The 12,882-nt window shown below is 48.6% G+C and carries 10 protein-coding genes, 1 other RNA gene and 1 other annotated feature; of the genes, 10 read left to right on the top strand and 1 reads right to left on the bottom strand.

Annotated elements, in window-relative coordinates:
• Positions 1 to 49 precede the first annotated feature (49 nt).
• The 5 genes from M1D59_RS15070 (at position 50) to M1D59_RS15050 (ending at position 4,840) form a co-directional block, all read left to right on the top strand.
• On the top strand, positions 50 to 214 hold the full coding sequence (locus M1D59_RS15070) for a YrzK family protein (RefSeq protein ID WP_023855388.1): 165 nt from the start codon (positions 50 to 52) through the stop codon (positions 212 to 214).
• Positions 215 to 268: 54 nt separating this feature from the next.
• Positions 269 to 508: a binding site (T-box leader), on the top strand.
• An 80-nt stretch (positions 509 to 588) separates the two neighbouring features.
• Positions 589 to 1,863, top strand: coding sequence for a histidine--tRNA ligase (hisS, locus tag M1D59_RS15065; RefSeq protein ID WP_023855387.1), 1,275 nt, complete (start codon positions 589 to 591; stop codon positions 1,861 to 1,863).
• Between the two features lie 14 nt (positions 1,864 to 1,877).
• Positions 1,878 to 3,656 carry an aspartate--tRNA ligase gene (gene aspS, locus M1D59_RS15060; protein WP_023855386.1) on the top strand — a complete coding sequence of 593 codons (1,779 nt, stop codon included), beginning with the start codon at positions 1,878 to 1,880 and terminating at the stop codon, positions 3,654 to 3,656.
• A 68-nt stretch (positions 3,657 to 3,724) separates the two neighbouring features.
• Positions 3,725 to 3,921, top strand: a non-coding RNA gene (gene ssrS, locus M1D59_RS15055) — 6S RNA.
• A gap of 154 nt (positions 3,922 to 4,075) precedes the next feature.
• Positions 4,076 to 4,840 (top strand): tRNA threonylcarbamoyladenosine dehydratase, encoded by a 765-nt coding sequence (locus tag M1D59_RS15050; protein WP_025811059.1) that lies wholly within the window; start codon positions 4,076 to 4,078, stop codon positions 4,838 to 4,840.
• 146 nt (positions 4,841 to 4,986) lie between these two features.
• Here the strand turns inward: M1D59_RS15050 and M1D59_RS15045 are convergent, their stop codons facing one another.
• Complete coding sequence (locus M1D59_RS15045; protein WP_023855383.1) at positions 4,987 to 6,252, bottom strand: replication-associated recombination protein A; 1,266 nt, start codon at positions 6,250 to 6,252, stop codon at positions 4,987 to 4,989.
• Between the two features lie 572 nt (positions 6,253 to 6,824).
• On the opposite strand from M1D59_RS15045, the gene cymR reads away from it, so the two are divergent.
• The 5 genes from cymR (at position 6,825) to recD2 (ending at position 12,818) form a co-directional block, all read left to right on the top strand.
• Positions 6,825 to 7,241, top strand: a complete 417-nt coding sequence (cymR, locus tag M1D59_RS15040) for a cysteine metabolism transcriptional regulator CymR (RefSeq protein ID WP_023855382.1) — start codon at positions 6,825 to 6,827, stop codon at positions 7,239 to 7,241.
• Between the two features lie 20 nt (positions 7,242 to 7,261).
• Positions 7,262 to 8,401, top strand: a complete 1,140-nt coding sequence (locus M1D59_RS15035; RefSeq protein ID WP_103749543.1) for a cysteine desulfurase family protein — start codon at positions 7,262 to 7,264, stop codon at positions 8,399 to 8,401.
• A gap of 105 nt (positions 8,402 to 8,506) precedes the next feature.
• Positions 8,507 to 9,625: a tRNA 2-thiouridine(34) synthase MnmA gene (gene mnmA, locus M1D59_RS15030; RefSeq protein ID WP_224067329.1), complete on the top strand. Its 1,119-nt coding sequence runs from the start codon at positions 8,507 to 8,509 to the stop codon at positions 9,623 to 9,625.
• Positions 9,626 to 9,719: 94 nt separating this feature from the next.
• Complete coding sequence (locus tag M1D59_RS15025) at positions 9,720 to 10,370, top strand: tetratricopeptide repeat protein (protein ID WP_025811062.1); 651 nt, start codon at positions 9,720 to 9,722, stop codon at positions 10,368 to 10,370.
• A gap of 51 nt (positions 10,371 to 10,421) precedes the next feature.
• Positions 10,422 to 12,818 carry an SF1B family DNA helicase RecD2 gene (recD2, locus tag M1D59_RS15020; RefSeq protein WP_023855378.1) on the top strand — a complete coding sequence of 799 codons (2,397 nt, stop codon included), beginning with the start codon at positions 10,422 to 10,424 and terminating at the stop codon, positions 12,816 to 12,818.
• Positions 12,819 to 12,882: the final 64 nt, after the last annotated feature.

Raw genomic sequence — 12,882 nt, 5'->3', positions numbered from 1 at the left:
AATGATTTGTTTATACTATAGAAAAAAGATATCAAAAGGATGTTGTTATGTGAGGTATAATCAAAGAATGGGCAGAGCGATCCATGAGCAAGATGCAAATCTGCATCTAAAGGATCATGCGGATCCGGAGCAAGCCGGCTTTATGGAAGAAACGGCGACTGAGCTGGGGCTCGCGTCCAAAGAATCAATTCAGAATAAAAAGAACCGCAAATAGGGTTGACATGCACACTTAACACTCGTATTATAATATAAATTAGTGTACATATGAGTTGAACTGAAGATGGAGAATAGTAGGCAAGAGTACGTGAAAAGAGAGGAACCGCCCTGGGCTGAAAGCGGTCTGCACGGTATCTTGACCGAATGAACACTCCGAAGGTTTCCCGCTGAAAGCCCGGCAGAACTTGCGAGCAATTAGGCGGCGGACGTGAACCTGCGTTAAAGGCATGAGCGGGAACGGGTTGATCGTTCCAACTAGGGTGGCACCACGGGTATAACTCTCGTCCCTACTATTGGTTTTATAGTAGGTTCGGGGGTTTTTTTATTTCCATAAATGAAAAAAAGCATTTAAGTCATGAGGAGGATTTAAAAATGGGATTTAATATTCCAAGGGGAACACAAGATATTCTCCCAGGAGAATCGGAACGCTGGCAATACGTCGAAAAGATTGCGAGAGAAACGTGTCATGCGTATCAATATAAAGAAATCCGGACGCCTATTTTTGAACATACAGAACTATTTTCCCGCGGGGTGGGAGAATCGACCGATATCGTGCAAAAGGAAATGTACACATTCGCAGACAAAAAAGGAAGAAGCCTGACGCTTCGTCCTGAAGGCACTGCATCTGCAGTACGCTCTTTTGTGGAAAACAAACTTTTTGCTAATCCGGTTCAGCCGACGAAACTTTACTACATCGGACCGATGTTCCGCTATGAAAGGCCGCAGACAGGCCGCTACCGCCAATTTTATCAATTCGGCATCGAAGCGATCGGTTCGAACGATCCGGCGATTGACGCGGAAGTCATTGCCTTGGCGATGAGCGTATACCGGAAAGCGGGTCTCAGCAATCTGAAGCTGGTCATTAACAGCCTCGGCGACAAAGAGAGCCGAACCGCTCACAGAGAAGCGCTGATCCGCCACTTTGAGCCGAGGATCGACGAGTTTTGTTCAGACTGTCAAAAACGGCTCCGGCAAAATCCGCTGCGGATTCTGGACTGTAAAAAAGACAGGGATCATGAACTGCTGAAAACCGCTCCTTCGATTCTTGACTACTTAAATGAAGAATCCAAAGCCTATTTTGCGAAAGTGCAGCAATATCTGACCGACATCGGCATTGCGTTTGAGGTCGATCCGAACCTGGTGAGAGGTCTTGACTATTACAATCACACGGCTTTTGAAATCATGAGCAATGCCGAAGGTTTCGGAGCGATTACGACGCTTGCTGGCGGAGGGCGCTATGACGGCCTTACCGAGGAGTTCGGCGGACCGAAAGCGCCGGGCATCGGCTTTGCAATGAGTATCGAACGTCTTCTCGCCGCACTGGACGCGGAAAATGTGAAAGTCGGAGCGGATGAAGGCATTGACTGCTATATCGTGACACTTGGCGACAAAGCCAAAGACTATTCTGTATCCCTCCTTTATAAATTGAGAGAAGCAGGAATTTCCGCCGAAATCGACTATGAACAGAAAAAAATGAAAGGCCAGTTTAAATCCGCCGACCGTCTCAATGCGAAATATATCGCTGTTTTGGGCGAGGATGAACTGAGCCAAAATCAAATGAATGTCAAAGATGCGAAAACAGGAGATCAACAGGCCATCGGCCTTGATGAATTCATCCATTTCTTGAAAACAAACACTGAAAGTTAAAGGAGAGGACCGCTTTGTTTGGACGAACATATTATTGTGGCGAAATAACGGAGAAGGCGATCGGAGAATCCGTCGTTTTAAAAGGATGGGTTCAAAAAAGACGCGATCTCGGAGGCTTGATTTTTATTGATTTGAGAGACCGCACCGGCATTGTGCAGGTTGTATTTAATCCCGACGTTTCCAAAGACGCCCTTGAAACAGCTGAAAGCATCCGCAGCGAATATGTGCTTGACATTACAGGAAAAGTCGTTGCCCGTGAAGAAGCAACAGTCAATCCGAACTTGAAAACCGGAAGAATCGAAATCCAGGCGGAATCGGTCAATGTGCTGAGTGCGGCCAAAACGCCGCCTTTTGCGATCAGCGACCAGGCTTCAGAAGTGTCTGAAGACATCAGGTTGAAGCACCGCTATCTCGACTTGCGCCGACCGGAGATGTTCAACACCTTAAAAATGCGGCATAACGTTACAAAAGCCGTCCGCAGCTTCCTTGATGACAACGGCTTTATCGATATTGAAACACCGGTGTTGACAAAAAAAACGCCTGAAGGAGCGCGCGACTATCTCGTGCCGAGCCGCGTCCATGAAGGAGAATTTTACGCGCTGCCGCAGTCTCCGCAGCTTTTCAAACAGCTGTTGATGGTGTCCGGCTTTGACCGCTATTATCAAATCGCCCGCTGCTTCAGGGACGAAGATTTGCGCGCCGACCGCCAGCCGGAGTTTACGCAGATCGATATCGAAATGTCATTTATGAACCAGGAAGACATCATGAAGCTCGCTGAAGAAATGATGGCTAAAGTCATGCTCGAAACGCACGGTGTGGACATTTCTCTGCCGCTGCCGAGAATGTCATATCAGGATGCGATGAACCTTTACGGATCCGACAAACCGGATACCCGCTTTGACATGCTTTTGACCGATGTATCAGAAAACGTAAAGGATTCCGATTTTAAAGTGTTTGCGTCAGCTGTGGCAAACGGAGGCGCGGTTAAAGCGATAAACGTTAAAGGCGCTGCATCTAAATATTCGCGGAAAGACATTGACGCACTCGGCGAATTCGCCGCAAACTACGGGGCGAAAGGGCTGGCATGGCTGAAAGCCGAAGCGGACGGACTGAAAGGCCCGATTGCGAAGTTCTTCCAGGACGAAAAACAGCAGGTGCTCATTGAAGCGCTTGACGCGAAGGAAGGGGACCTCATCCTCTTTGTCGCAGACCGGCTGGAAGTCGCCAATGACGCGCTCGGCGCGCTGCGCTTAAAGCTCGGAAAAGAATTGAATCTGATCGATGAAAGCTTGTTCAACTTTTTATGGGTCGTTGATTGGCCGCTTCTTGAGTATGATTCAGAAGAAGGACGTTTCTATGCGGCACACCACCCGTTCACGATGCCTGTCCGGGAAGACCTTGATCTGGTCGACACGAATCCGGAAGACATGAAAGCGCAAGCCTATGATCTTGTCTTAAACGGCTATGAGCTGGGCGGCGGATCAATCCGTATTTTTGAAAAAGATGTTCAGGAGAAAATGTTTGCGCTTTTGGGCCTATCTGAGGAAGAGACGAAAGAGCAGTTCGGCTTCCTGCTTGAAGCGTTTGAATACGGGGCTCCCCCGCACGGCGGAATCGCGCTCGGCCTTGACCGGCTTGTGATGCTGCTCAGCGGCCGCACCAACCTGAGAGATACGATCGCATTCCCGAAAACGGCAAGCGCAAGCTGTTTGTTGATGGAAGCACCTAGCGAAGTGGACAGCGCCCAGCTCGATGAGCTGCACCTGTCAATCAACCGCAAAGTTCGACAGTAAATTGTAAAATATACGGCTGCACATCCCATTGAAAATCAAAGGGACGTATGATATCATTTTTAACAAATAAAGTCCTGATGTGTTTGTTGTACACCTAGTTTTGACCGAACATTTTTTTACTTGGGAGTTCGACGTTTCCAAATGGAGCAAATGCCTCTTATCACTCGTGTGCTCAGGAGGACTTGCAAAGTTTGGAACAGAACACCCACCTGCCGAGAGCGGGATCAAAACGAAGGAATACGACAACGGCACAATCGGGACTTTTTTTGTGCTTGAAAAGGCCTTTTTCGGCCATACATAGGATAATCTATGAGGCGAAGCGAAAAAATATGACGGGAAAATGAAATAGACCGCTTGTTTAATCACCTGATTATGATAAGATACTATCGGTAACTGTTAATAAAGATGGAGTGAGATTCTTGTTACATCAGTTTTCACGCAATGAATTAGCGATTGGAAAAGAAGGTTTAAATATTTTAAAAAACAGCACGGTCGCCGTTTTGGGCGTCGGCGGGGTCGGCTCTTTCGCCGCGGAAGCGCTCGCCCGTTCTGGTGTCGGCAGAATCGTGATGGTCGATAAAGACGATGTTGACATCACCAATGTCAACCGTCAGCTGCCGGCTTTACTTTCAACGGTCGGACAGCCGAAAGTTGACTTAATGAAAGCGAGAATCGCCGATATTAACCCTGAGTGTGACGTCATCGCTTTAAAAATGTTCTATACCGAAGAGACGTATGAACAGTTTTTTGCTTATGAACCGGATTATGTAATCGACGCGTCAGATACGATTCATTATAAAATTCACTTAATGAAAGAGTGCCTGAAGCGGGACATCAACATCATTTCAAGCATGGGAGCGGCCAATAAAACAGATCCGACAAGGTTCCAAGTGGCCGATATTTCAAAAACCCACACCGATCCGATTGCAAAAGTCATCCGGACGAGGCTTCGCAAGGAAGGCATTACGAAAGGCATTAAAGTCGTCTTTTCTGACGAAAGCCCGATCGTGATCCGCGAAGACGTACGCCAAATCGTCGGAAATGACGAAGCGAAAATTCGCAAAGCGCAGATGCCGCCGTCTTCGAATGCTTTTGTTCCGTCAGTCGCAGGCTTGATCATGGGCGGCCATGTGATCATGGAGCTTTTGAAAGATATCCCGATCAAAAGGGTGAAAGATAAGTAATACAAAAATGACGGCAACGGTGCTGTCGTTTAAGATTGTTGACAAAATCTCAAAACTAAAAGCCGTTTTGGGATTTTGTCATCCTTTAAAGCTCAGTGTAAGAATAAACAGCCTGTTCCCCATATGAAAAGGGAACAGGCTGTTTATTATTTTTGTTTCATCAGCTTGTCATATACTTGTTTCAGCGCGAGCTCAAATTTTCCTGTCTGCTTCGGCTGATAGTAAACTTTGTTTTTCAGCGGATCAGGCAGGTACTGCTGTTTGACCCAGCCGTTCTCGTAATTGTGCGGATATTTGTATTCGACGCCTCTGCCAAGCTCTGCGGCTCCTTTATAATGGGCGTCTTTTAAATGGTTCGGCACATCGCCGATCTTTCCGGAGCGGACGTCTGACAGCGCTTCGTCAACCGCAAGGATCGCCGAGTTCGATTTAGGAGACAGGCAAAGCTCGATCACGGCGTTGGCGAGCGGAATCCTTGCCTCCGGAAATCCGATTCGTTCCGCCGTTTGAATAGCTTGAAGCGTTCTTCCTCCAGCCTGCGGACTCGCCAGGCCGATATCTTCATAGGCGATAACAAGCAGCCTCCGTGCAAGGCTTTCCAAATCCCCCGCTTCAATGAGCCTTGCCAGATAATGAAGTGCCGCATTGACATCAGAGCCTCTGATCGATTTTTGGAAAGCGGAAATGACATCATAATGCGCGTCTCCATCTTTGTCGTGGACAAAGCTTTTTTTCTGCAGGCATTCTTCTGCGATTTCCAATGTAATGCGGATGGTTCCTTCGCTGTTTTCCTTTGTGGACAATACGGCAAGCTCGAGCGCATTCAAAGCGGAGCGGACATCGCCGCCGCAGCCGCGGGCCATATGGTCAAGGGCTTCATCGTCGAGGGCAACATCATAAGAACCGAGGCCTCTGTGTTCATCCTCAAGCGCCCGTTTAATGGCCGCTTTGATTTGTTCAGAGTCTAATGGCTGCAGCTCGAAAATCTGCGTTCTGCTTCTGATCGCCGGATTGATCGCATGGTACGGGTTGGCTGTCGTCGCCCCGATCATAATAATCATGCCGTTTTCCAAATACGGAAGGAGAAAGTCCTGCTTGCCTTTGTCGAGCCGGTGCACTTCATCAAGGATTAAGATGACCTGCCCCGACATTTTGGCTTCGGCGGCAACGGCTTCCATGTCCTTTTTATTATTGATGACAGCGTTCAGCTTTCGGAAAGCGATGCTTGTGCTGCCGGCAATCGCCGTGGCGATCGACGTTTTGCCGATGCCCGGGGGGCCGTACAGAATCATCGATGAGAGGTGTTTGGCCTGCACCATCCGATGAATGATCTTTCCTTCTCCGACCAGATGATCCTGGCCGAGAACCTCTTCGATTTTTGTAGGGCGCATTCGAAATGCGAGTGGTTTCATGATTGATCTCTCCCGAATGTATTCTTTTTATAGAGTAACGGAAAAAAGACGATTAGAAAAGAAATGAATATGGCAAGCTGAATATAGGGCCGAAAATGAAAGTTTATATAAAGTGTGCTATAATAACCTGTAATCTATCAGAAGGGCAAGGACGGTACCTTGCCTTAACCGAGTTTTTAATATATAACAGATGCTTAAAAACCAACAGCCGGCTTGCACCGGTAATTTCATTTGGAGAACGGCTTATGCCTTGTTAGGATGTGCCGGGCGCCTCCTGCGTCCGAACGGGACTCGGCTGCGTGCTTTTTCCTCCTTCGAGGAACGCCGAGTGCTTCGTCCTGGTGAGAAAGAAGACTCGGCTAAAGGCTTTCGCGTCCTTCGAGGAACGCCGAGTACCTTCGTCTTGGTGAGAAAGGAGACTTGGCTAAAGGCTTTCGCGTCCTTCGAGGAACGCCGAGTAGCTTTGTCCTGGTGAGAAAAGGAGACTCGGCTAAGAGCTTTCGCGTCCTGCGAAAAACGCCGAGTACCTTCGTCCTGAAGGCATGATTTATTATAGGTTAGAGGTGTTTATTTTGAAAATATCAACTAAAGGCAGATACGGGCTGACGATTATGATTGAGCTTGCTAAAAAGCATGGGGAAGGCCCGACTTCTTTGAAAAGTATTGCTCAGACAAACGATTTATCGGAACATTATTTGGAACAGCTTGTTTCACCTTTGCGGAACGCAGGACTTGTGAAAAGCATCCGCGGCGCGTACGGCGGCTATATTCTGGGTGACGAGCCTGAGGCGATTACGGCGGGCGATATCATTCGCGTTCTGGAAGGACCGATCAGCCCGGTGGAAGTACTTGAAAATGAGGAGCCGGCAAAGCGCGAGCTGTGGATCAAGATTCGCGACGCTGTCAAGGAAGTGCTGGACTCCACGACGCTTGAAGACTTGGCCAGCTATACAGAGGGCGAGCAAGAAGCGTATATGTTTTACATTTAAGATCGAGGTGTAATGGTAGGATGGAACGGATTTACTTAGACCATGCAGCGACTTCTCCGACTGACCCCCGGGTAGTGGAAAAAATGCTGCCTTACTTAACGGAAAACTTCGGAAACCCTTCAAGCATTCATTCCTTTGGGAGGGAGAGCCGAAAATGGCTTGACGGCACGAGGGAGCTGATCGCTCGGGAAATCGGAGCGCATCCCAATGAAATCGTTTTTACGAGCGGGGGAACCGAAGCCGACAATATGGCGATTCTCGGAACCGCACTGGCGAGAGAGCAGCAGGGCCGCCACATCATCACGACAAAGATCGAGCACCACGCCGTTCTGCATACGTGCAACAGGCTTGAAGAAATGGGATTTGACGTCACATATCTTGATGTCGACGAAAGCGGAAGAATCTCCGCTGAGCAGGTGAAAGACGCGCTGCGGGACGATACCATCCTGGTGACGGTAATGTATGGAAACAATGAAGTGGGAACGATTCAGCCGATAGATGAGATCGGCGATCTGCTAAAAGACCATCGGGCGCTGTTTCATACAGATGCGGTACAAGCCTTCGGCTTTTTGCCGATTGATGTGCAAAAAAGCCGTATCGATATGATGTCAGTCTCAGGACATAAACTGAACGGGCCGAAGGGGACAGGCTTCTTATACGTCAACGAAAAGGTGAAGCTCAGCCAGCTGCTTTTCGGAGGAGAGCAGGAACGCAAACGCCGGGCGGGAACGGAAAATGTCCCGGGAATCGCGGGACTCGGTGAAGCCGTTTTGCTGTCAGGTCAGGAAAGAGAAGAAAAATCGGCGCTTTACCGCCGGTTTAAAGACATCGTCATTCGTACGCTGGAAGCAGATGGCGTCTCCTTCGATGTGAACGGCAGCAGAGAGCACAGCCTGCCGCATATTTTAAATCTGTATTTTCCGGGAGTATCTGTTGAATCGCTGCTCGTTAATCTCGATATGGCGGGAATTGCAGTATCGAGCGGATCGGCGTGCACGGCCGGATCTGTGCTTCCGTCTCATGTTCTCTCCGCCATGTTTGGCGAGGAAGATGACCGGCTGACGTCATCCATACGGATCAGCTTCGGCTTTGGCAATACAGAGGAGCAGGTGGAGCGGGCCGCGAAAGAACTTGCGGCAATTGTTCAGCGCCTGTCATAAGTGTCGGGAAGCGACGCTCCGAGCTAAAGATTCGCATCTTGCCCGAAAATGATGATATGATCTGAAAGGACAAGTTTTTGAATTGATTTATTGGAGTTGATGAAAATGACGAAGCGGCCTGAAGATACACGGGTGGTCGTCGGAATGTCCGGAGGCGTTGATTCCTCTGTGGCGGCTTTGCTTTTGAAAGAGCAGGGCTATGATGTCATCGGAATTTTTATGAAAAACTGGGATGACACAGATGAGAACGGTTTTTGCACAGCGACGGAAGATTACGAAGATGTTATAAAGGTATGTAATCAAATCGGAATTCCGTACTATGCGGTAAATTTTGAAAAGCAGTATTGGGAAAAGGTTTTTCAATATTTCCTTGATGAATATAAAGCGGGCAGAACGCCGAACCCGGATGTGATGTGCAACAAAGAGATTAAATTTAAAGCCTTTTTGGAGCACGCTTTGTCGCTTGGAGCCGATTATTTGGCCACCGGCCACTATGCGCGGGTCGACCGTACGGACGGGCGTGTTAAAATGCTCAGAGGGCTGGACGAAAATAAAGATCAGACCTATTTTCTTAACCAGCTGACAGAAGAGCAGTTAAGCAAAGTGCTGTTTCCGATCGGCGAGCTTCAAAAAAGCCGCGTCAGGGAAATCGCAAAAGAAGCGGGGCTTGCGACAGCTGCCAAAAAAGACAGCACAGGCATCTGCTTTATCGGAGAACGGAACTTCAAAACGTTTCTCAGCCAGTACCTTCCAGCACAGCCGGGAGATATGCGGACGATGGAAGGCGAATTCAAAGGCCGCCACGACGGTTTAATGTACTATACGATCGGACAAAGGCACGGCCTCGGCATCGGGGGAAGCGGAGACCCTTGGTTCGTCGTCGGAAAAGACCTTGAAAAAAACATCTTGTATGTTGACCAAGGATTCGACAATCCGCTTCTTTTCTCCGATAAGATCACGGCGACAAACGTAAGCTTTGTGCATGACGGCGTCTTCGGCGGCGAAGACGAGCTCGCCTGCACGGCCAAATTCCGCTATCGCCAAGCCGATCACGAAGTCACTGTCAGAATGACCGGGACAGATGAAACAGAGGTCGTCTTTAAAGAGCCGGTCCGCGCCGTTACGCCGGGACAAGCGGTTGTCTTTTACAGAGGTGAAGAATGCCTAGGCGGCGGAACGATTGATGATGTGTTTAAAGACGGACAACAACTTTGGTATGTATAAAACCGGGGCTCTGGATAACACCCCGGAGCTTCTCGAACGGCTGCCGGCAATGTCGGCGGCCTTTTTAAAATAGTTCGTGAAAGGGAGAGGGCTTTTGGATTACAATCAAATTGGAATAGATGCTATGCAAAAAGGCGACTTTGAAAAAGCCGCAGAAGCCTTTACAAAGGCAATTGATGAAAACAGCGGCGATCCGGTGCCTTATATCAACTTTGCCAATCTGCTTTCGGCAGTCGGGGAACTGGACAGGGCGCTTAAGTTTTACGACCGGGCGGCTGCTTTGGACGAGAAAGCGGGAGCAGCTTATTATGGAGCCGGGAATGTCTATGTCATGAAAGAACGGTATCAAGAAGCGAAGGACATGTTTGAAAAAGCGCATCGGACGGGCATGGAAAACAGCGACTTATATTATATGCTCGGGACGACGCTTGTGAAGCTTGAGCAGCCGAAGCTCGCGATGCCGTATTTGCAAAGGGCCGCTGAGCTGAACGATACGGATGTCGAAGCCCGTTTTCAATACGCGATGTGCCTTGCCAATGAAGGGATGCTGGACGAAGCGATCACGGAGTTTTCAAATGTAACAGAGCGCGATCCGTCCCATGCAGATGCTTTTTATAATTTAGGCGTTGCCTATGCGTTTAAGGAAGATCGGGAAACCGCGCTTGCCATGCTGAACAAGGCGCTGGACATTCAGCCGGACCATATGCTCAGCATTCGCGCCAAGCAGCTTTTGGAAGAAGCTTGATTGATCAAGGGCCGTCATAACGGATTTTGAATGGAGAGGGGGAGAACAGTGATGCAGCGCCATAACCCGGACCAAATTGAAATGGAAGAAGCTTCATTTGTAAAAGGAACGGTTGCGGCTGTCATTTATCATAATGAAACAAACCTGTATACCGTATTAAAAGTAAAAGTGGAAGAAACATCGGAGTCTTTTGAAGACAAAACCGTTTCTGTCACGGGTTACTTTCCTTTGATCCATGAAGACGATATCTACACTTTTTACGGAAAAACCGCCTCCCATCCGAAATTTGGCCTGCAATTTCAAGCGGATCATTTTAAAAAAGAAGTGCCGACAACGAAAGAAGGTGTGATCCAATACTTGGCCAGCGATTTATTTGAAGGAATCGGCAAAAAAACGGCCGAGGAAATTGTTAATAAGCTTGGGGAAGGTGCGATCAACAAAATTTTAAGCGACGGCGCCGTCCTGTATGATGTTCCGAAGCTCTCCAAAAAAAAGGCGGATAAGCTTGCCGCTGCCCTGCAGCAGCATCAGGGGCTCGAACAGATTATGATCTCCTTGAGCGAATTCGGCTTCGGCCCCCAGCTGTCCATGAAAATTTATCAGGCGTATGAAGCGGAAACGCTTGATAAAATCCGCGAAAATCCGTACCAGCTTGTCAAGGATGTCGAAGGAATCGGCTTTATCAAGGCGGACGAACTGGGCGGCAGAATGGGGATCTCAGGCAAACATGAAGAGCGGATCAAGGCGGCGATTTTATACACGGTTGAAGCGACATGCCTTCAAGAAGGGCATACATACATAGACACGAGACAGCTCATCATCGAGACGCAAAAACTGTTAAACCAGTCTGCAGGTGATGAAAAAGTAACCGAGATGGATGTGGCGGACGCGATCATTTCTTTAGGGGAGCAAAAAGAGCTGTTCATTGAAGATGAAAGGTGTTATTATCCGTCCCTTTACTACGCTGAACAAAGCTTTGCCAAAAGGGTGCAGAAAATCGCCGGACAGACCGAATACGATGACCAGTTTCCCGAATCGGAATTCCTGCTCGCTTTAGGGGAGCTTGAAGAACGGATGAAAGTGCAGTACGCGCCAAGTCAAAAAGAAGCGATTCAAAAAGCGCTGATGTCGCCGATGCTGCTTTTGACAGGCGGACCGGGAACCGGGAAAACGACCGTCATTAGGGGAATCGTCGAGTTGTACAGCGAGCTGCACGGCTTAAGCTTAAATCCGGCTGATTACAAAAAGGATGAAACGTTTCCGTTTGTGCTCGCAGCACCGACCGGCCGGGCCGCTAAGCGGATGAGCGAGTCGACCGGGTTGCCGGCCGTAACGATTCACAGGCTTCTCGGCTGGAATGGAGCCGAAGGATTTACGCACGATGAAGACAATCCGATTGACGGACGGCTGCTCATCATTGATGAAACGAGCATGCTTGATATATGGCTCGCCAACCAATTGTTCAAGGCGATTCCCGACCGGATTCAGGTCATCATGGTCGGAGATGAAGACCAGCTTCCGTCCGTCGGTCCCGGACAGGTGCTGAGGGATCTTTTGGCATCGAATGTCATTCCTTCTGTCAGATTAACCGATATTTACAGGCAGGCTGAAGGCTCTTCCATCGTTGAACTGGCGCATGAAATGAAACAAGGAAAGCTTCCTGAAAACTTGACCGCGCCGACAAAAGACCGTTCTTTCATTCGCTGCCGCCAGCAGCAGATTAAAGAAGTCGTCGAAAAAGTCGTCAAAAACGCGCTGCAAAAAGGGTATTCGGCCAGGGATATTCAGATTTTGGCTCCGATGTACAGGGGAGCAGCCGGTATCAACGAGTTAAACGCGCTTTTGCAGGGCATCCTGAATCCCCCGAAGCCGAAAGGCAGGGAAATGAAGTACGGCGATGTCGTGTACCGTACCGGGGATAAAGTGCTTCAGCTCGTCAACCAGCCGGAACACAACGTGTTTAACGGTGATATGGGTGAGATCGTCTCGATTTTTTATGCAAAAGAAAATACGGAAAAAGAAGATATGGCCGTCGTCTCTTTCGACGGGAATGAAATCACCTTTACAAAAAAAGATTTTAACCAATTTACGCACGCCTATTGCTGTTCAATCCACAAATCGCAGGGCAGCGAATTTCCGATCGTCATCCTTCCGGTCGTCAAAAGCTATTACCGCATGCTGAGAAGGAACTTGCTTTACACGGCCATCACAAGAAGCAAGAAATTCCTGATTTTGTGCGGGGAAGAAGAGGCCCTTGAATGGGGCGTGAAAAATAAGGAATCATCGGAAAGGCAGACATCGCTTAAAAGAAGGCTTCAGCAGGCGGCGCATGAAGAGGATGAAGAGCTCATGGCGCTGCAAAAAGAGCTGCCTTTTAGCGTCTATGACGCCAATATCGGGATGGAAGGCATTACACCTTTTGATTTTATGGAAAAGGAAGCAGAATAAGTGTTTTTCATGGAATCCATTTCATCGTATGAGTCGCGTCGCAACAGCAGATCATAAGAATGTT

This window comes from Bacillus sp. PK6-026, from assembly GCF_054161455.1.
The sequence above is the reverse complement of the archived record's forward strand: the minus strand, read 5'-3'. Positions and strand labels throughout refer to the sequence as shown.